Annotated in this window: 16 protein-coding genes; 10 read left to right on the forward strand and 6 right to left on the reverse strand. The window is 36.1% G+C overall.

The window, feature by feature from the left end:
* Window positions 1-49: 49 nt before the first annotated feature.
* The 7 genes from ACWNMY_RS15870 to ACWNMY_RS15900 all read left to right on the forward strand — a co-directional run bounded on the left by ACWNMY_RS15870 (window position 50) and on the right by ACWNMY_RS15900 (window position 11507).
* Window positions 50-1738 carry a diguanylate cyclase domain-containing protein gene (locus ACWNMY_RS15870; RefSeq protein ID WP_449539233.1) on the forward strand — a complete coding sequence of 563 codons (1689 nt, stop codon included), beginning with the start codon at window positions 50-52 and terminating at the stop codon, window positions 1736-1738.
* 27 nt (window positions 1739-1765) lie between these two features.
* Window positions 1766-4081 carry an EAL domain-containing protein gene (locus tag ACWNMY_RS15875; RefSeq protein WP_449539234.1) on the forward strand — a complete coding sequence of 772 codons (2316 nt, stop codon included), beginning with the start codon at window positions 1766-1768 and terminating at the stop codon, window positions 4079-4081.
* Window positions 4082-4126: 45 nt separating this feature from the next.
* Window positions 4127-4492, forward strand: a complete 366-nt coding sequence (locus ACWNMY_RS15880; protein WP_449539235.1) for a response regulator — start codon at window positions 4127-4129, stop codon at window positions 4490-4492.
* 151 nt (window positions 4493-4643) lie between these two features.
* Window positions 4644-6737 (forward strand): EAL domain-containing protein, encoded by a 2094-nt coding sequence (locus ACWNMY_RS15885; RefSeq protein ID WP_449539236.1) that lies wholly within the window; start codon window positions 4644-4646, stop codon window positions 6735-6737.
* Window positions 6738-6764: 27 nt separating this feature from the next.
* Window positions 6765-10001, forward strand: a complete 3237-nt coding sequence (locus ACWNMY_RS15890) for a response regulator (protein ID WP_449539237.1) — start codon at window positions 6765-6767, stop codon at window positions 9999-10001.
* A 1-nt stretch (window position 10002) separates the two neighbouring features.
* Window positions 10003-10851 (forward strand): CheR family methyltransferase, encoded by an 849-nt coding sequence (locus tag ACWNMY_RS15895; RefSeq protein WP_449539238.1) that lies wholly within the window; start codon window positions 10003-10005, stop codon window positions 10849-10851.
* Between the two features lie 125 nt (window positions 10852-10976).
* Complete coding sequence (locus ACWNMY_RS15900; protein ID WP_449539239.1) at window positions 10977-11507, forward strand: CBO0543 family protein; 531 nt, start codon at window positions 10977-10979, stop codon at window positions 11505-11507.
* Window positions 11508-11641: 134 nt separating this feature from the next.
* On the opposite strand, the gene ACWNMY_RS15905 is transcribed toward ACWNMY_RS15900, so the two are convergent.
* From ACWNMY_RS15905 to ACWNMY_RS15915, 3 genes are all read right to left on the reverse strand, one after another.
* Window positions 11642-12109: a hypothetical protein gene (locus tag ACWNMY_RS15905; RefSeq protein WP_449539240.1), complete on the reverse strand. Its 468-nt coding sequence runs from the start codon at window positions 12107-12109 to the stop codon at window positions 11642-11644.
* A 114-nt stretch (window positions 12110-12223) separates the two neighbouring features.
* The gene (locus ACWNMY_RS15910) at window positions 12224-12814 is read right to left on the reverse strand and encodes a hypothetical protein (protein ID WP_449539241.1); all 591 of its coding nucleotides are present in this window, start codon (window positions 12812-12814) and stop codon (window positions 12224-12226) included.
* A gap of 101 nt (window positions 12815-12915) precedes the next feature.
* On the reverse strand, window positions 12916-13725 hold the full coding sequence (locus tag ACWNMY_RS15915; RefSeq protein ID WP_449539242.1) for an EcsC family protein: 810 nt from the start codon (window positions 13723-13725) through the stop codon (window positions 12916-12918).
* Between the two features lie 262 nt (window positions 13726-13987).
* Here ACWNMY_RS15915 and crcB (ACWNMY_RS15920) point away from each other — a divergent pair, with 262 nt between their 5' ends.
* On the forward strand, window positions 13988-14371 hold the full coding sequence (gene crcB, locus ACWNMY_RS15920) for a fluoride efflux transporter CrcB (protein ID WP_449539243.1): 384 nt from the start codon (window positions 13988-13990) through the stop codon (window positions 14369-14371).
* Window positions 14368-14730, forward strand: a complete 363-nt coding sequence (gene crcB / locus ACWNMY_RS15925; RefSeq protein ID WP_449539244.1) for a fluoride efflux transporter CrcB — start codon at window positions 14368-14370, stop codon at window positions 14728-14730. Before crcB (ACWNMY_RS15920) ends, crcB (ACWNMY_RS15925) begins: the two co-directional genes overlap by 4 nt.
* A gap of 43 nt (window positions 14731-14773) precedes the next feature.
* Here the strand turns inward: crcB (ACWNMY_RS15925) and ACWNMY_RS15930 are convergent, their stop codons facing one another.
* From ACWNMY_RS15930 to ACWNMY_RS15940, 3 genes are all read right to left on the reverse strand, one after another.
* Entirely contained in the window at window positions 14774-15337 is a 564-nt protein-coding gene (locus tag ACWNMY_RS15930; protein ID WP_449539245.1) for an FAD-dependent oxidoreductase, read from the reverse strand.
* A gap of 119 nt (window positions 15338-15456) precedes the next feature.
* The gene (locus tag ACWNMY_RS15935; protein WP_449539246.1) at window positions 15457-16683 is read right to left on the reverse strand and encodes an MFS transporter; all 1227 of its coding nucleotides are present in this window, start codon (window positions 16681-16683) and stop codon (window positions 15457-15459) included.
* An 18-nt stretch (window positions 16684-16701) separates the two neighbouring features.
* Window positions 16702-17121, reverse strand: a complete 420-nt coding sequence (locus tag ACWNMY_RS15940; protein ID WP_449539247.1) for a MarR family winged helix-turn-helix transcriptional regulator — start codon at window positions 17119-17121, stop codon at window positions 16702-16704.
* Window positions 17122-17374: 253 nt separating this feature from the next.
* On the opposite strand from ACWNMY_RS15940, the gene ACWNMY_RS15945 reads away from it, so the two are divergent.
* Window positions 17375-20161 carry a YhgE/Pip family protein gene (locus ACWNMY_RS15945; protein ID WP_449539248.1) on the forward strand — a complete coding sequence of 929 codons (2787 nt, stop codon included), beginning with the start codon at window positions 17375-17377 and terminating at the stop codon, window positions 20159-20161.
* Window positions 20162-20247 lie beyond the last annotated feature (86 nt).

Consider the following 20247-nt stretch of genomic DNA (forward strand, 5'->3'; position numbering starts at 1 on the left):
ATAAACACATCGTAGATAAAAAGTGGAACGAAATTAGGGATGGTGGATAATGTCAAACTCAACAATCATTTCAAAGCTACAACAAAAGAATATACCGGAAATTATTTCATTCTTTGTAAATGCTTTTAATTCGCTACATGATCTTATATACATTATTGAGGCAAAACAATCAGAATTTATTTATCTATATGCAAACGAAAGAGGAGTAAACGCACTTTCTCAAGGGACAAGTATATTTGGTAAGACATTCGAGGATTTGCTCCCAGAAGAACGAATCTCAAATCTAACTTCCTATTACGAAAAGGCGATCTCGCTAAAGAGAGTAATTAAATTTGAAGAGGAATATACACTTCCGAATGGTCAACTTTCTGTAACTGAAACGATTCTAAATCCTTTTTTTGATGAAAATGAAAAATATATTGTCGCCATTGTAAGAGATATTACTGAAAATCGTATAAAGATTGCGGAACTTGAAAAAGCAAACCAATTGCTAGAACTAAATCAACAACGTTTAAACTCGTTAATTAACCAAAACGAAGATGCGGTTTGTATGCTTGATTTGCAAGGAAATTGTTTAGAAGTAAACAAAGCAATCGAAGAGCTTACAGGTTATCCCGTAAAAGAACTACTAGGGAAGAAGTATATGTCGTTACTTAGTAAAGAGGTCGCGAATATACTTGAACTAAAATTTAGCGAATCGAGGAGAAGCGAGACTGCCAATATTGAAACATACTTCATACACAAGGATGGACATCGTATAGATATAAGCGTCAAATATATCCCCATTATTGTTAGGAATGAATTGATTGGATTTTATAGTATTTTAAAGAACATTACAGCATTAAAGAAATCGATTGAAGAACTTCAGAAAAGTGAACAGCGTTTTCGAATAATTGCTGAGCATTCAAAGGATATTATCAAAATCTTAGACAATGAAGGAACAATCACGTATGTCTCTCCAGCTATTGAAGAAGTATTAGGGCTTCAAGCAAAAGATATAATTGGAAAGCCTTATTATTACAATATTCACAGTGATGATGTCGAAGCTCTAAAAGAGAATATCAAAAATATATATGAAACAAAGCAGTATTTTGAAACGGAGATAAGAAGAATTCACTCTGAAGGACATGCAGTTTGGCTTCATTCAGACTACATACCAGTTATCAATTCGGGTGATAAAATCGAAAAAATCATTGTTATTTCAGGTGATATTACAGATCGTAAGAAAAAAGCAAAAGAGCTATCTAAACTTGCTTTTCGTGATCCATTGACTGGATTACCAAATCGAAGACTGTTCACTGAAAGATTTGAACAAGCTATCTATACTTCAAATCGTACGGGAAGATATACTGCATTGTTGGTACTTGATTTTGATAAGTTTAAGCAAATCAATGATAGCTATGGCCATGATATTGGTGATGAAGTCATTAAGGAGCTTGCAAGGCGGTTAAAGTCTTCCTTACGAAAAGGCGATACCCTATCAAGAGTAGGTGGAGATGAATTTACAATCGTATTGCCAGATATCAGATCAGAAAAAGAAATTGTTGATATTTCAAATCGACTTTTAGAGACTGTAAACCAACCTATGCAAATCAAAGGTCTTACTTTACAAACTACAATTAGTATTGGCATTTCAATCTATCCAAACAAAGTCGAGGATATTGATCTTCTTTTAAAAGAAGCAGATAAGAATCTATATAAATCAAAGGATGTTGGTGGTAATACATTTACCTATTAAGACATTTGCGAATCTAGGGGGATAGCAATGGGAGGATTATCGTTTTTTAAAAAGAGTAGAAGAGGAATAGTAAATATAGATTTACTACCATCTATTGATTTAGATTTTCTGATTAATCATAGTCTAGTTAAAAACAAGCTTTCCAATTATCAGGAACTTGAAGATTCACAGAATTTTATTAGTGAAATACTCAGTGATAATGAGGAAAGCCTTGATCAGATATTGAACAATTTGGATGTGGGGATATGGTCGTTAGATACTAGCAATAATCAATTCCTATTGATATCAAAAGGAGTAGAGATCATTACAGGTTTTGCGAAGGTTGATTTTCAAAAGAAACTTACATGGGACTCACTTATCCATCCTGATGATTTTGACCAGTTTCAAAGCTATCAACATAAAGTGAGAATGGGTGAAAAAAATCATCAACAATACAGAATCATCACTAGGGCGGGGGATGTAAAATGGATTCTTGATCAAACAATGCCTGTACTTGATTCAAATGGAAGAGTAATAAGAATTGACGGAATCATAGCTGATATTACTAACCAGAAGAAATTTGAAAAACAAATTGAATATTTTGCCTATCATGATCAGTTAACTGGCTTGCCTAATCGAATAACATTTGAAAATAAAATCGAAGGTTTAATTAAAACAGATGATACACAAACTGGATTTTCCATTATGTATCTCGATATAGATCGGTTTCGAACGATTAACCAAACCCTTGGTCATGCAATCGGCGACAGTCTATTGCAAAGTTTTTGTAAACGTGTAAGTTCAGTTCTTCCTAAGCATTCTCTTTTTTCGAAAATGGGAGGTGACGAATTTGGACTTATCTTATGGGGATATGAGCAGTCAGATTATCCAATTTCTATCGCAAAAATGATTATAGACAGTTTACAAGAACCGTTCGTAATCGATGACTATGAATTATACGTAACCTGTTCGATTGGAATCGCTACCTATCCAATAAATGGAGTATCTATTCCTGATTTGATTAAGAATGCTTCTGCTGCACTTTATCGAGCAAAAGCGATGGGGAAAAATACGTATCAAATTTATTCTTCTGCTTTAAATATTGATACGTACAAACAATTTGACCTGGAAAGAGATTTACGAAAATCAATTGAGAATAGGGAGTTAGTCATCTATTTTCAACCACGAGTAAATACCAAAACCGGGAGAATACTCAGTGCAGAAGCATTAGTTCGATGGGAGCACCCTGTATGGGGTCTCGTTTCACCTAATGAATTTATTCCACTTGCTGAGGAGACAGGATATATCAACGAGATTAGCGATTGGGTGATGATGGAAGTATGTCAAAGTTTGCATAAATGGGAGAATGAGAAGCTACCAGCTGTCCCCATTTCAATTAATATCTCGGCACAGCGTTTTTTAAAAAGTAGTTGGAAGACTGTGTTTGTTAGTGCAATCCAAAAATATGATGTAGATCCAACATTACTTGAACTTGAAATAACTGAAACAACCATTATTAAGCACGAGAAGGCAGTGGAAAATGCTTTTGAATTTTTAAAATCACTAGGAATTAAGATAGCACTCGATGATTTTGGGACAGGCTATTCTTCCCTTTCCTATATTAAAAACTATTCGATAGACACGATAAAAATAGATCAGTCATTTACAACACAAATTACAAAATCACCGAATGTTGAGATCATTATTAAATCATTGATCTTTATGGCTAAAGGATTAGGAATGAACGTTGTTGCTGAGGGTGTAGAAACAATTGAGCAACTTCAGTTTTTAAAACAGCAAGAGTGTCAAGAAATACAGGGATATATCTTTAGTAAACCTGTTCCAAAAGAAGCTTTTCAAGGTTTGCTTAAAAAGGGAACAATCAAACCGAAATTTAATAGCCAAAAGACTTCAATGAAGGATCGCAGAAAATACTATCGGATTCCATTATTATTTCCACTAGAATCACAAATGACATTAACCTCTATTAAAGGTAAGCAAGTGGAGCTCGGGAATACGGAAGTGCTGATTGAGGATATCGGACCTGGTGGACTAAAATTTTTATCCAATATGCATCTTCCGATTAGACCAGATGTCTGTTTCCGATTTGAAACGATGATAATGGGTCAAAATGAAGAGGTTGATGGACATATTGTATGGAAAGAAGAAGTGAATGGAATATTTCAATATGGATTGCAATTCGAAGTAGATGAGAAAAAACGTGATTTTTTAATCAAAAAGTTAAATCATTTCACCCTGCAATTACGAGATAATCCACATCTTCAAGGATGTAAATTTGTAAAAGAAGATAGATATATCTATCTAAAGAAGCTCTTGCAAAGTAACAGACTAGTAAATAGCTAATTCTACTCAATTACCAAATGCCTACAGAAAAAGGAGAAAAAACACATGAAAACAGTACTTATTGCGGATGATTCTATATTCATGAGAACGTGGTTGAAGAGCATGCTAGATAATAGCAAGTACAAGGTAGTAACTGAAGCCAAGGATGGTGAAGAGGCTATCACAAAATATAGAGAGTTTCAAACAGATATTGTTTTGCTGGATATTACCATGCCTCGAATGAATGGGCTACAAGCACTAAAAGCAATAAAGGATCATAATCCGTTAGCAACAGTTATCATGTGTTCTGCATTAGGTCAACAAACCTTAATTGAGGAAGCAATGGAAAATGGTGCAAAGGACTTTATTGTTAAGCCGTATTTCGGTGACTTAGTAAGTACGCTTTCAAATGCAGAGTTAATACGTTCATAGAGCTTCACAAGTTTCACGTTTTTCTCTATTTTTGAAATGGGATAAATTAGTAGAAGGTTTCCCTAAAAAAAACCATCTTCCATACACAATAATATGCTATTCTATTATAAAGAAATGTGTCGAAAATTTGTCTATTGGAGATGTGTATTAAATGGGAGAAAATGCGGGGAAAATTAATATTCTCATTGTAGATGATCGACCAGAGAACCTACTAGCACTAGAAGCAATCATTGAATCTGATGAATATCAACTCATTAAAGCTTATTCAGGCGAAGAAGCCCTTAAAAGTTTACTAAAATATGATTTTGCAGCCATCCTGCTAGATGTGCAGATGCCTGGTATGGATGGTTTTGGTACGGCAAAGATTATTAAAGCTCGAAAGAAAACAAAAGATATTCCTATATTATTTATCACAGCAAACAACATGGATTCGGAACATATCTTTATGGGCTATTCAGTTGGTGCAATAGATTATATAACAAAACCATTTAATCCAATGGTACTGAAAGCAAAAGTAGACGGATTTGTAGAATTATATCGAATGAAACGAAAGCTTATTGAACAATCGGAATCACTTGCTCAAAAAAATCAAGAAATTGAATATATGGCATTTCATGATGCATTAACAGAATTACCAAATCGCAGGATGTATAATGATCAACTAATCCATCACCTTCATCAAGCAAAACAAAGGAACAAGTCTCTTGGAATTTTGCACATAAACATTGATCGTTTCAAATATATTAATGATTCTTTGGGGCATACAATCGGTGATAAATTATTGCAGAAAATAGGAAGAAAGATTTCTTCCAGTGTAAGACAAGGAGACCTTGTATCTCGTCTTGGTGGGGATGAATTTGGGATCATACTACCGGAAACAGACCGTGAAAAGGCGTTAGAAATAGCCGAGAATTTACTAGATATATTTGCATTACCAATTCTTATCGATAATTATAACTTGTTCATTACGACTTGTATCGGATTGAGTGTTTTTCCATTTGATGGGGAGGATTCTACTACCTTACTAAAAAATGCTGATACAGCATTATACCGAGCAAAAGAACAAGGAAAGAACAAGTTTAATGTCTATCATTCAGGTATGAACATTCGCTCATATCGCTCTTTCCTTATGCAAAATGATTTACGTCATGCGATACAAAAAGAAGAACTCTCACTTGTGTATCAACCACGTGTGAATGTAGAAACAGGGCACACATCAAGTGTCGAAGCCCTCTTACGCTGGAACCACGCGAGCTGGGGAGCAATATCACCCTCAGAATTTATTCCTCTAGCAGAAGAAACTGGCCAGATTGTAGAAATAGGAAAATGGGTCTTAAAAACTGCTTGTAACCAAATTAGCCAATGGAAGGCATTAGGACTGCCACCTGTAAGAGTTGCCATTAATTTTTCACCACAGCAATTTTTACAAGTGGACTTACTACAATATATTGAGTCAGCACTTACAGAAACAAATGTAAGCCCTAATCAGCTCGAAATTGAAATTACTGAATCAATTTTTCTTGGTAATGAAGAGGCAGTTACACAAACTTTGTATAAACTAAGAAAGATGGGGATTCATATAAGTTTGGATGATTTTGGAACAGGATATTCTTCATTAAATTATCTAAGACTTTATCCAGTCGACACCATAAAAATAGATAAATCATTTATCCAGGACATATCAAAAGATTTGTTAGATAGTAAGGCAATTATTAAGTCAATTGCTGAACTAGGGGCTAACCTTCGAATGTCGGTGATAGCTGAAGGCGTCGAGACTCAGGAACAATTGGATTTTGTTCAATCAATTAAATGCCAAGAGGTTCAGGGGTATATATTTAGTCGTCCTATACCTGCGAGTGAACTTGAAACCTTTTTACTGTCATCAATTGATGAAAATGATTCTGCAATACATGAACCTAATCAATTAATACAACAAAAACATGCTGAAGTCTCAAAACTAGAGCAAAGACAGGAAAAGGATTTACGAAAAGAAATCCTAGATACAGCAATGATCCGTTTGAAAAACGATTATGCTATATCATCTCGAGAAATGGACGTATTCAAGTTAATCGTACTGGGACTAAGCAATAAGGATATATCAGAAGAACTCTTTATTAGCGAACATACAGTGAAAAATCATATCACGAAAATCCTTCATAAATTAAATGTAACAGATCGTGTTCAAGCAATCGCTCTTGTTTATGATACATGTATCCAAGAAGGAGAGACACTTGCTCTGCAATAAAATCAAAGGATCTGAAGGAGTTTCCTCATGAAAATAAGAACAAAATTATTAATAACCCTAATGCCGTTGCCAATCCTACTACTAATTTTTATTGGGTTGGGTTGGCTGCAAGTAGCTAGTTTAGAGGAAAATAAAACGTCATTACAAGAAAATTATGAGTTATCTCTCATTGGGGAGCAAATTAATCGAGATGTAAAAGACGAAGGGATTATCCTTAGAAATCTAGTTATCTACACGGATGAATCAACTATTCAAAATGAGATAAACAAGCTACAAATAGAGACTGAAGAAATATCTAAAAACATTGTGATTCTTGAGGAACGAGTAGACTCTCAAGAGCAAATAGAAGTAATTACTAAGCTTAAAGAGGTAAATAAAAAATTTAATTCGTACAAAGATGAGATCCTTACACTTATTGACCAAGGAAGAAAAAACGATGCTATATTATTAATCAATGAGAAATCTATGGACCTTCATCAAGAGTTCTATAGTGTAACAAAGGATTTAACTTTCTCATTTGAAACGAACTTTGAATCTTCACTCATCGAAATAATTGATGACTTTCAAAGTGATACCCTATTAACCATTAGCTTACTTGCAGCTGTCATTATCATTATTATCCTTTTATTATTCTGGACTATGTTTTCGTTATCCAAGCGTTTAAAGCGAGTGTCTAGTGTCATGAATGAAATAGCAGATGGAGAAGAGGATCTACAAACAAAGGTTGGGATCAGTTCTGCAGATGAAATATCGGATGTTGCAAAGGCATTTAACAAAATGACTACAACATTAGCAGAGCAAATTGAAAAAGACCAACAGTTAACATGGATTAAATCCAATATTGCTGATATTACAACGAGCTTAAGCAATTCTCCAGACTTAGATACTTTAGGAAGAACATTTTTATCGAAATTAGTACCTCTAGTCGAAGCTAGTCATGCTGTTTTTTATGTGAAAGATGTTTCAAATCAAGACAGCGTGAATTATAGTTTACTAGCTTCGTATGCATTTAAAGAAAGAAAGCATGTTTCGAATCGAATTCAACCTGGCGAAGGTTTACTTGGACAGGCAATCGTTGAAAAATCAGCTATCATTCTTTCTGATGTACCGTCTGATTATGTTCAGATTTCATCTGGCCTAGGGAAAGCAACTCCCTTAACCCTTTATATATTACCTATTGTTTTCGAAGATGATGTAATCGCAGTTTTTGAACTTGCTTCGTTTACTAAGTTTAATGAGACTCAGCAGATTTTCCTAGAGGAAGTAACGAATAATGTAGGAATTATCCTTGAAAATTTAATGGGCAAATTGAGATTGTCTGTTTTATTAGAAGAGTCTCAAACACTTATGGAAGAAATACAAGCTCAGTCCGAAGAACTTCAAGCACAACAGGAAGAACTTAGAGCAACAAATGAAGAGCTAGAAGAACAAACAGATGCACTTCGTCAATCCGAAGAGAAACTACAAGCGCAACAAGAAGAACTTGAACAAACGAATGTAGAGTTAGAAGAGAAAGCGAAGAATCTTGAGGAACAAAACAAACGTTTTGAACAAACAAATCGTGAAGTTGAAAAGGCGAGAGCGGAGTTAGAAGAAAAGGCCTATCAGTTGTCCCTAGCATCAAAATATAAATCTGAATTTCTAGCTAATATGTCACATGAGCTACGTACACCATTAAATAGTTTGCTAATTTTATCTAAGCTACTTGCAGATAATAAAGAGGGTAACCTCTCTCCAAAGCAAGTTGAGTTTTCTAACACAATCTATTCTTCAGGGAATGACTTACTATCATTAATTAATGATATCTTGGACCTAGCGAAAATTGAATCCGGCAAAATGGAAGTGTATGTAGATAAAGTTGAAATTTCGGACTTGGTTTCTTTTGTTGAAGCTAATTACCGTTCTATTGCAAATGGAAAAGGATTAGATTTCTCAATTAATGTGAAAGATAATGTTCCGAAATACATTACTAGTGATGAAACAAGAATTCAGCAAGTCTTACACAATCTACTTTCAAATGCTTTTAAATTTACGCATGAAGGCAGTGTTACTTTAGAAGTTAGTACAATTCCTTCGAATAAAGGCACATCGAAACTATCTTTTTCAGTCATTGATACTGGAATCGGAATTCCGAAAGAAAAACTCGATAGTATTTTCCAAGCTTTTCAACAAGCAGATGGAACAACTAGCAGGAAATATGGCGGGACAGGTTTGGGGTTAACCATTAGTAGAGAGAATGCAGCTTTATTGGGTGGAGAAGTGATTGTTACAAGTGCTGAAACAAGAGGCAGTACATTTACATTCCTTGTTGGAGATTACGAGGGTACAGCTGATCGAGATGTTGTAGTTATAGACGAAGCTGCAGTTACGCTTGAAAGAGTTCCCAATGAAAACAAATCGGCATCAGGTAAAAGTTCAACTGACTACCGTCTTCCCGCACAAGAGGAAAACAGCCATATAAAACGATTACTCATTGTAGATGATGATAAAAATCAGCGCACGAGTTTGATGGAGCTTATTGGGGATATGGATGTCATTATTAAGGCTGTATCTACCGGCAAGGAGGCTCTTGAAGAATTAAAGGTCAATAAATATGATTGTGTCATACTAGATCTAGGTTTAACAGACACAACAGGATTTGTGTTACTAGAAAAGATAGAACAAATTGAAAGTACTATCATTGGTAAGATTATTATTTATACTGGCAGAGACATTACGTTAAGGGAAGAAGCCCATTTAACTAAATTTGCACATACAATTATTATCAAAGATCAACATTCACCTCAGCGCCTTAAGGATGAACTCGAGCTTTATTTTAACTGTGACAGCGAGGAAACAGTCTATACAGACCTAGATTACGTAGTTGAAGCGGATACCATCCTGAAAGACAAAAAGATTCTTTTAGTAGATGACGATGTGAGAAATGTATATGCTCTATCAAGTATCCTAGAACTTTATGGAATGGAAGTTCATTTTGCAGAAAATGGTCTTGAGGCATTAGAGTTAGTGAAAAGTGAATCAAATTTCGACCTAGTTCTAATGGATATCATGATGCCTGAGATGGATGGATATGAGTGCATTCAAAAAATAAGAAAACTTCCACAATTTGAGACATTACCTATTATTGCTCTAACTGCAAAAGCAATGAAGGGGGATCGGGAAAAATGTCTTGAAGTAGGGGCCTCAGACTATATCGGAAAACCAGTAGAGCCTGATAAATTAATCTCACTTATTAAAGTGTGGTTGTATCAAGGAAGGAACTAGGATGCTAGATAACAAAATAGAACCGCAGCATAATCCTGACATTGAAAAAGTTGAAATAGAATTATTATTACAAGGATTATATTCTTGGTGTGGATATGATTATAGAAACTACGCCTATAGTTCTATAAGGAGAAGAATTCTACATCGAGTTGAGGCAGAGAAGGTAGCAACTATTACAGGATTACTGGAGAAAGTTCTCCATGATTCTTCTTGCTTACAAAGGCTAATAGCTGATTTTTCTATTAATGTAACAGAAATGTTCCGAGATCCTTTATTTTTCCTGGAGTTCCGGGAAAAGGTAATCCCTATCTTACGTACGTATCCATCATTACGAATATGGCATGCAGGTTGTTCGACTGGAGAAGAGGTATACTCAATGGCAATTCTTCTACATGAAGAGGGACTTTATGAGAAGACCAAAATCTATGCTACAGATATTAATCCAACGGTATTAAAGAAAGCAAAGGCAGGAATCTTTTCACTTGAAAATATGAAGAAGTATACGAGTAATTATTTACAGGCAGGAGGGACTACCTCCTTTTCAGACTATTATCATGTTACGAATAATGGAGTCAAATTCGATTCTAGCTTATCAAAGAATGTAGTGTTTGCGCAGCATAATCTCGTAACAGATCAATCGTTTAATGAATTTCATGTCATACTCTGTAGAAATGTTCTTATTTACTTTGATAAAACACTCCAAAAAAAAGTTCATGATCTTTTTTATAATAGCCTGACACAGCTTGGTGTACTGGGTCTTGGAGACAAAGAAACTATCCACTATACAGATAAAGAAGATATGTATGAGGTTATTAGTGATAAACAAAAATTATATAGGAAAATAAAATAATAATAGTGCAGGCTGCTGGAAGATTCCGGCAGTTTTTTTATAGACTGGAAAAAACTTGGAAATACTTATGGTATCAATTTGGTAAAGTGGATGCATTTTATCAAAAAATAGTAGAGGTGCCTTTTGTGAATGGGATATATGGGTTGGTCTGGCTAGCTGCATTATTTATTTGGGGGGATTGGAGAAACTATAGAAAATACTATACGACCTTTCTCTTTTTACTAGTAGGAAATTTTCTATATTTATATCTATTGGCTGATCTTTATCCAATGTGGACGTATGACCCTAAGGGTGTTGACGAAGAAATCGGCCTAAGAAACACACATATCGTATTTTCAATCATGGCAATAAAATACCCAGCGACCATTCTTATCTTTTTAGGAAGATATCCAGAGGAAAGTGATAAGAGTAAACAATTAGGCTATATATTGTTCTGGGTAGTCATTTATACAGTTAATGAAATTCTTGATGTGTATTTTGGATTAATAAAATATGATAATGGTTGGAATTTATGGTGGTCCGTATTATTTAATCTTGCTATGTTCTTAATTCTACGATTACATTACGTAAGACCTTTTCACGCTTGGATTGTATCCGCTGCTTTTATTGTATTACTTTGGAATATGTTTCAAGTTCCATTGTCGGTATTTCGATAAGTTTATATTAGGACATGGAAGAACGTTATGTTTTAAAAACATAGCGATTTTTTTGCGAAGAAGTTGCGACAATAAAAAAGGGAAAGTATGAACTTCCCCTTTTTCTCTCGTTCGTTAGATAAATATGTTAGATATTATGTATAACTGTTTTCTTTACTAAATTGTAAGATAATCTTTCTTATTAGAAAACCTACGATTAATCCTGGAATAACGCAAATCATCGGGAAAAAGACTGGCCCAAATGTAATTCCAAAGAACATTGCTTTCGGTGCATACATGAGGCCTACTGTCACAAAGTATGCACAAAAAGCAAATGGTAAGAAGGAATAGGGAGCTTGCCCTCCACCAGCTTCTTTAAATGCATCCCACATTGCAAAAAAGTACAAACAAGGGTAAAACATTAGCCACCCATAATTCGTCAATTGAAGTGCCAACTGTGTTTCACCTAAAAAGCTTAGTCTGATGACTTCGTTGAAATTTCCAAGGGTATTAACCAGAAACTCTAAAAAAATAAAGGTCAATCCTTTTACATATTGTTTGTTTAATAATTGTCCAAACCCTGGTAAAGCAATACTCCAAAATAAACGTTCAATAGCTTTCACATCCGTTAATCCACCACACTTCAGTTTCGATATACATATTTTCTTATATTTCCCATTAGATTATTCATAGATTTCAATGAAAAAAGCACCAAATGTTTTGGTGCTTAGTTTTCACTACATCCGTTCATCCGGTGGCGCAGGCATTCCATGTATGGATGCTCTATCAAATGATGAATTGTTTTGGGGTTCTGGTGAGTATGAATCCAAAGGTTGGCTATAAGTTTGACTTGTCTCCGGCTGAACCTGCACTGTCTCTGCTTGCATAGTGTCTGTAGTTCCCTGGACTGGAGCCCCTTGATATTCATTTTGATATTGATTGACATAATTGTTCTGATTCATCCCTGGTTCCTGTGCGTTATTTGGTATTGTTTGTTGAGGAGGAAACCATTGATTTTGTTGGTTATAGAATTGATTTTGCATATTTGGATTTTGTGGTGGATTTCCTTGTTGCCCTAATGGTTGGTTTTGATTTTGTAGGTTTTCTGTCACCTGTGAAATTGCTTCTGTAGGTGTATCCGGAGTTTTGTCAAAAAAGCCTTTTCCTTTTTCTGGGTTTGAGATGATACCTAACGTTGCAAGTATACCTAATACTGCAGTTACGTAGGTTTCCCATGTTGATAAGTCTATTTGAATACCTAAGTCTTTAAACACCATGTATAAAATAGATGCCAGTGAGACATATAAGCCATAGTTTTTCCATTTCATAAGCAAATAAACTCCTTTCGGTAGTCTCACTGTATACTATTCAATTTTTTAAAAAAGTGTGAACCTGAATCGAAGGTTGTGCCTTGGATCTACGTTCATATCTAGTCAGCCGTAGATTCATGTTGCAAACGTTCGAGAATTCTTCTTTTTCGATATAACATATTACCTGCTTCAGTTAGGTCTTGAATCATGGAACGATTTGATATGGCTCCAAAAATTATTCCGGCAATAGGGATCATCTGAAAAAGCTTCTTCCAGCCAAATTGATCACGGTACGTGTAGACTACCTCTCGCCAACCTTGTAGCTGTGACATCATTTCTTTTGACGGTTCCCGTTCTTGGTAAAAAGTCGTAAGTTCCTTCAAAATGGCTTGTTTGCCAACTATATCTGCAGATGAGAATTGTAAGCATTTAATGATAAAAATTCGCTCGCTTTTATCCTTTGGATCATAGCCATGAATAATGGCAATTTCCTGAAGTGTCTTTAATGACATTCCGAGAATTGCGGGTATATCAATTGCGAGTGTAAATATTCCACCAATACCAGTGGTTGCTCCCTGAAGAGTAGCAACCTTTGACCATCTTTCGGCATGCTCTTTACTTGCATCTGACATTGACTGAAGAGGGATGTTTGCAATGTCTGAGATACTTGAAATGGGTCTATTGGATTTCTTCTCAAGTAGGTCAAATATTGCTTTTTCTTGAATGAGATATTTCCCTCCAGTTTGTATGTAGCTCCCAATTTCATCTAACAAAACTGCAATTTTTTCATGGATAAATTTTGGAGTCAGCTTATCCAATATTTTAAAGGGGAGTCGACCGATTCGCTCCCAAAACCATAATCCTTGCTGGTCCTTTTCCCATGCTTCAATGATTTTTAATTCATTTTCAAGTATTTCTTTTGATTCCATTTCCATTCCTCGTTTCATTCATCCCATTATTAGAACACCCAGGGACGTCTGTTGAATATGTTTCATCCTTATTGTGTTCTACGTACATTGAGATAAAAAGTTTCAGTAGAAATTCCTTTACGCTAACATGACTTCAAAGTGAATTCATGATTGGTACACTCTGCGTGTCTGGAGTGTTCACGAAAAAATGATGATTAATAGTTTCATCAACGCCATCCTTTAAAATGGTATAATAAATAATCATAATAAGGACAGTGATTGAATGAAAGTGTTTTATGTAATGATTGGTGGTTTTTTTGGGGCGTGCTGCCGTTATCTACTAGGAGAGTGGGTGCCTGCACCAAATGGCTTTCCAATTGGAACCTTAACCATAAATGTAATAGGATGCTTTTTTCTGGGATGGTTAGTAACCTTTATTGCCAACCATAAAAAAATTAATCCGAAAATATCTTTGCTATTCGGTACAGGATTTATCGGATCGTTCACGACATTTTCTACTTTTTCAGTTGAAGTGGTTCATCTACTGGATGGAGGATATATTGGACTTGCCTTTTTATATGTTGTAGCAAGCCTTTTAGCTGGACTTATGCTTTCTTATTTTGGTTATCGATTGGCTAATTTACGAAAAATGGGTGAGGAATCTTGATAATCCTAGTTGGAGTTGGGGGTGCAGTTGGAGCTGCAAGTAGATACATAGCAGGTATTTGGATTGGTAAGAGAATGAAAGGTGACTTTCCATATCCAACCTTATTCATTAACATCTTAGGATCCTTTTTATTAGGAATTTTAGTGGGAGTGAAACAGATGAATCATATTCCTGAATGGGTTTGGTTGCTAATAGGGATAGGATTCTGTGGCGCTTTCACGACGTTTTCAACTTTTGGATATGAAACCATTCAATTATTTCTTTCTGAAAAATGGAGGCAAGCATTCCTTTACATATTTGCTTCTACTCTTATATGTACCATATCAGCATTTATTGGCTTCCTAATGGTTACGCAATAGAGCCAGGTGATTTTTATTCAACACCTGGCTAACTTTAAAGCGATTATTTTTTTAGAACATCATGGTCAACGTAACGTTCACCATTTATTTCGCTAATGATATTAATGGCAACCTTAGCTCCATCACCAGCTGTAATGATTGTGTGAACACTTACGCCCGCACAAGTACCTGCAGCCCAAATACCATCCACATTTGTTTTACCAGTTGCATCTACATCAAGTACGGTTTTTATACGTGGCTCTGTTCCTTCTTTCGTTGCCACACCTGAAGCTGCAGCTACATCAGTTAAAGCGCCTGTTGCAAATAGTACATATCTACCTTCGTACTCGCCATTTTCAGTCTGAACTTTAAAACCATTGTCAGTTTTCTCAACTGAAGTGACCGCTTGTTGAACAATTTCCGCACCAAATTTTGCTGCTTGTTTTTGCCCAGTTTCCACTAAATCTGGACCTTCAATTTCCATAACTCCATAATGGTTTTCAACCCATGCACGTTTTGTCATACCTTTATCGCTATCTAAGAGTAATGTTTTCTTCCCAGCTTTTGCAGTAAATAATGCTGCACTAGCTCCAGCAGGTCCAGCTCCAATAATTACAACATCAAACATTATAATCACTCCTTATGTAGATTCGTATTCAATTTTAATTATAACCATTACCAACATGCGTATCTAATTTTTTGCTTAATTGAAAAAAGGATAAAAAGGGTGACCCCTTTTTATCCAAACTATAAAGACTGATTTATCCCATTAGTAGATTGCTTCTCTTTGAGCAATGTGAGTCTTACTTTTCTATCATGAATATAGTAGTAAAGAATGATACCGAACAGCACATAGAAGGAACTAAAGAAATAGAAGGAATCAAGTCCTATTTGCGCACTAATAATACCTACTATTGATGACCCAATCCCAACTCCAGTGTCAAATATGGAAAGGAAAGTAGCTGTTGCAGTCCCTCTACGTTTAGGTGCAGCTGCTTGAATGGCGAGGGTTTGAAAACTCGGAAACAGAGTTCCCCAGCCAAGTCCTATTAAGGCTGCAGCCGCTAAAAACATAAATGAATTTGATGAGATTCCTAAAATCATCATACCAATTGCGAAAAGAATGATGGACGGGTAAATGATTTTATTTGCACCGTATAGATCAAACCATCTACCTGTGAAGGGTCTGGACGCAAGTAGTACCACTGCATAGACAACGAAAAAGAAGCTTGAAACCTCTGCTAATCCAATTTCTTGGGCATATACTGACACAAAGGATAGTATGGAGGAATAAACTAGACCGAGTAGTCCCCCTACAATCGAAATACGAATAGCTGGAACCTCAAATAAGTCTTGAAACGATAATTTCCCATTACTAGACTCTTCTTGAACTGATTCTCCTAGTGTTATAGAAGGTACTTTAATAAAATATCCTGTTAGTAAGGCAAGAACAGAACAAAGTACTCCAATTAAAAACACACTATCCATACCAGCTTTGTTCATGAGGGTTAACCCTAAGAAAGGACCGATAACCATGGCTAAGTTGGTTGACATGATAAAATATCCCATACCTTCACCTTTACGTGAATCGGGGATAATGTCCGCGACAATTCCGCCTGCAGCTGTTGTTGCCATACCAAATCCAATACCATGAAGTAATCGTAAGAGTAAAAGAGAGTATATGGAAGGAGTGAAAAAATATAATAACGATGAAATCATAAAAATAAGTAATGAAATGGTAAGAACTTTCTTTCTGCCAATGGTGTTAAGCCATTGTCCAGCAAAGGGTCGAATGATGATTGCGGAGAATAAAAACACTGTAACCATGAGTCCAGCTTCTAATTCATTCCCACCCAAATCTGATAATGTGTATACTGGCAATGAAACCAATAAATAATAAAAAGTTAAAAAGACAAAGAAATTACTAAACGACAGACTAATAAAGTCCTTCGTCCATAGTTTTTGTTTCCCCATATTATTCCTCCTGATGCATTATTCTTTAATCTGATGGAACCAATGCTTTAAAAGCTCATTAAGCTGTTCTTGTGATTCCTGAGGGAAGCTTATTAGTAATTTTCTGTTCATTTCAACCATTGCTTGCTCCCATTTTGGATACTCTTCTAATGCTTTTTCTGTCAACTCAATATGTTTCGCTCGTTTGTCAGCTCCTTGAACCTGATTGACATATCCAAGTTTAACAAGCTTTTGAATATTTCGAGTCATTGGTGGTGCCTCGACTGTTAAGTACTCACAAAGCTCTGATTGAGTTAAAGTTCCTTTTGTCTTTAGTACAAATAAAACAGACCATTGTGCACTATAAAGTCCAAAGGGTTCTAAAGTTTCATTCACATGTTTAATAAGTTGACGTGACAATTGATGCACGGCATGGAAAAGATTGTGGCTAGATTGCATAAATACACCTCATTACAACTTACTTATTTTCGAATAGTTACCTAGGTAACTATATCATTTACCAAGGGAAAAAAGCAAGAAGATTATGAGGCTGGAAAGAATTCGACAAAATATATTTCTTTCGACAATCGACTTTAATAGGAGGAATTTTTTATATATTAATAGAATATAATGAAAAGTCAGAAATGGAGGAATATTTAATGAATGAGTATTCATTCATTTCGACTAAACTTTATAAAAAGGGGGTTAAAAAATGGGTGTTTTTACTTTACTGAAGGCAGACCTTGCCAAACTTGCACAAAAAAAGGGGGTTTTGCTATCAGTCATTGCCGTGTTACTAATTCCAATCGTGTACGCAGCTATACTTCTGTCTGCAAAATGGTCACCATATGACAATCTGTCGAACTTGCCTGTAGCTGTTGTAAATTTGGACAAAGGTGCGATCTCAGGGTATGAACCAATTAATGTCGGAGAAGATCTAGTTGCTAGTATGAAGGAATCTATGACACTTGGCTTCAAATTTGTTAGCCTTGAGGTGGCCCAAAAGGGGTTGGATAATCAGGATTATTACATGGTTATTGAAATTCCTGAGGACTTTTCGGAAAAGATTACAACTGTTCTAGATGAAAATCCTCAAATACCGGAGCTGCGTTATATCCAAAACGAGGGTCTCAATTTTATGGCCTCACAGGTTACAAGCAGTGCAACAGACAAAATTCGTGAGCAATTAGGAAATACCATCACGGAAACCTATGCGAAAAATCTTTTTACCCAGTTAGGAGAGATTGCAGAAGGCTTTAGTTCTGCAGCAGAGGGTTCTGAACAAATTTATTCTGGATCAACTGAGCTACATGATGGAACAAACACAATGGTAGAGTCCCTGGAGGAAAAAGCTCCAGATATTGAAAAGCTAGCTGCTGGTTCTGAAGAGCTTGAAGCCGGGACTGGTGAACTACTTAGCAATCTCACTACTAAAAAAGGTGATATTGCAAAACTAGCTGCAGGTGCGAAAGAAGCTAATGATGGGGCAGCTGAAATCCTTAGTAACCTAAAAGGTAAGTCAGGTGATATTGCTGCACTTGCTAAGGGATCCAAGGATCTTGAGGCAGGAACGAAAGAACTTCTGACTAATCTAACGACTAAACAGCCGGATATAACAAGGCTAGCAGATGGCGCGGCTGCTGCAGATAAAGGAGCAGCGAAAATCTTAGGAAAACTAAATGAAAGCTCTGAAAATATTGAAGCACTAGCTGCAGGATCAAAGGACCTCTCTAATGGTGTTCAGACTCTGTTAGATAAGATAACTGGAGGTTCTGCTGGTATAACTGAGCTTCATCAAGGTGCTTTAGCGCTAGAAAAAGGTGGTCCTAAATTGAAAGGGGGGGCTGAGCAGGTTTTAGGTGGTTTACAAGGGATCCAACTAAGCGTAGATGGTAAGTTACTTCCTGGAGTTCAGGGGTTAAATGCTGGCGTCGGCAAACTAAGAGGTGGTGTAAGCGAGCTATCAGAAGGCTCTAAAACATTAGCGGAAGGGTTAGAGGCTTATGCCAAGCATCCTCTCCTTGCTGCAGATCCACTTTTTGCAAAATTAGTTCAAGGAAGTAAGGACATTAATGCAGGAATTAATGAAGTAATTACGAATATAGATACCGCACTAAAGCCTGGAGTAGATGCACTTGAAAAAGGTATTTATGAAGAAGGTAATCCACAAACTCTAAAAAACGGTATTGACGCTCTTGTTGTCGGTCAAACCCAACTATCAACCAGTATTAACAACGAATTACTTCCGGGGTTTGCACGTCTAGCTGTTGGGACGACACAACTTGACGTTTCTTGGAAGGAAATGCTTGCTCAGCTTCCGGTAATGAATAATGGTGCAAAAACAATTGCAGCAGGTAACCAGACCGTTAATGAGGGCTGGAAAGCACTTACTGTAGGAGTAACCGATCTTAAAGCTGGTACAACTCAGATTAGTGCGGGGACTGCTGATGTGAATAAAGGATGGAAAGATCTATCAGCAGGAGCTTCAGAGTTAAATGCTGGTTCAGCAAAAATCGCAGACGGGAACCAAACCGTAAACACAGGCTGGCAAACCCTAACAGGTGGTGTAACCACGCTACATGCCGGTACATCACAAATCGCCGCAGGTAATGCAGACGTTAATAAGGGCTGGCAACAGCTATCTGCAGGAGCAGGTGAAATCCATACTGGGATGAAGCAAGTGAGTGACGGTACACAAACTGTCAAAACTGGCTGGAGTGATTTAACTGACGGAGCCACTCAAATTAATGATGGTGTAGGTAAAATTAAGAATGGTAGTGAGGAGCTTGCTTCAGGTCTAGGTGGTGGTGCTGAAAAAACAGGTGGCATCAATGCAGCTGAAGACAATATTGCAATGTTCTCTTCTCCAGTTAAAACAGTTGGAGAAAAAGTAAATAGCTATCAATACTACCGTGATTCAACAGCACCATATATTATTTCTTTGGCTTTATTTGTTGGGATGTTAATTATGTCTTTCTTTGTAGACTTTAAAAGGCCAGCTGATATTCAAGAGTCAAATTTCAAATGGTTTGCAGCTAAATTCATGCAATTGTCTATTTTTGCAATTGCGCAAGCGTTATTAGTCTCATTATTTACATTGATATACCTTCAAATACAAGTAGGCAATGCATTTTTATTTATTCTGTTCACTGTTTTTGTAAGCTTAACGTTCATGACGATTATATTCTTCCTTGTAGCAATCGGAGGAAACCTTGGCAGATTTGTAGCGTTAGCCTTTATTGTTTTACAGCTATCAATAACAGGAGCTAACCTACCAATTGAGATGCTTCCAGAAAACTTACGAAATCTCAGTCAATACTTGCCACTAACCTATTCAAATGCTGGATTTAAGTCAATCATTTCTCTTAATGATGGTAGTTTTATGTGGGCAAACATTGGGATTCTCTTTATTTACCTGGCTTTGTTTGCAGCTTTAACTGTAAGCGTTTTCTTGTTAAACGGTAAAAAGCAATCAGAAGATAATCGTTTATCTGTATAAAAATGGAGAACCTGATTATTCCAAAGGAGTAATCAGGTTTTTTTATGCTCGAATTGGATAAACCTACTTAAAAGTCGAATACTAGT

This window comes from Ferdinandcohnia sp. Marseille-Q9671 (assembly GCF_976954385.1).

Bases quoted from the DNA above. Each gene is read 5' to 3' on its own strand.
- ACWNMY_RS15870 (WP_449539233.1), top strand. From the start codon at position 50: ATGTCAAACTCAACAATCATTTCAAAGCTACAACAAAAGAATATACCG.
- ACWNMY_RS15875 (WP_449539234.1), top strand. From the start codon at position 1,766: ATGGGAGGATTATCGTTTTTTAAAAAGAGTAGAAGAGGAATAGTAAAT.
- ACWNMY_RS15880 (WP_449539235.1), top strand. From the start codon at position 4,127: ATGAAAACAGTACTTATTGCGGATGATTCTATATTCATGAGAACGTGG.
- ACWNMY_RS15885 (WP_449539236.1), top strand. From the start codon at position 4,644: ATGGGAGAAAATGCGGGGAAAATTAATATTCTCATTGTAGATGATCGA.
- ACWNMY_RS15890 (WP_449539237.1), top strand. From the start codon at position 6,765: ATGAAAATAAGAACAAAATTATTAATAACCCTAATGCCGTTGCCAATC.
- ACWNMY_RS15895 (WP_449539238.1), top strand. From the start codon at position 10,003: ATGCTAGATAACAAAATAGAACCGCAGCATAATCCTGACATTGAAAAA.
- ACWNMY_RS15910 (WP_449539241.1), bottom strand. From the start codon at position 12,814: ATGAAATGGAAAAACTATGGCTTATATGTCTCACTGGCATCTATTTTA.
- ACWNMY_RS15915 (WP_449539242.1), bottom strand. From the start codon at position 13,725: ATGGAATCAAAAGAAATACTTGAAAATGAATTAAAAATCATTGAAGCA.
- crcB (WP_449539243.1), top strand. From the start codon at position 13,988: ATGAAAGTGTTTTATGTAATGATTGGTGGTTTTTTTGGGGCGTGCTGC.
- ACWNMY_RS15930 (WP_449539245.1), bottom strand. From the start codon at position 15,337: ATGTTTGATGTTGTAATTATTGGAGCTGGACCTGCTGGAGCTAGTGCA.
- ACWNMY_RS15935 (WP_449539246.1), bottom strand. From the start codon at position 16,683: ATGGGGAAACAAAAACTATGGACGAAGGACTTTATTAGTCTGTCGTTT.
- ACWNMY_RS15940 (WP_449539247.1), bottom strand. From the start codon at position 17,121: ATGCAATCTAGCCACAATCTTTTCCATGCCGTGCATCAATTGTCACGT.
- ACWNMY_RS15945 (WP_449539248.1), top strand. From the start codon at position 17,375: ATGGGTGTTTTTACTTTACTGAAGGCAGACCTTGCCAAACTTGCACAA.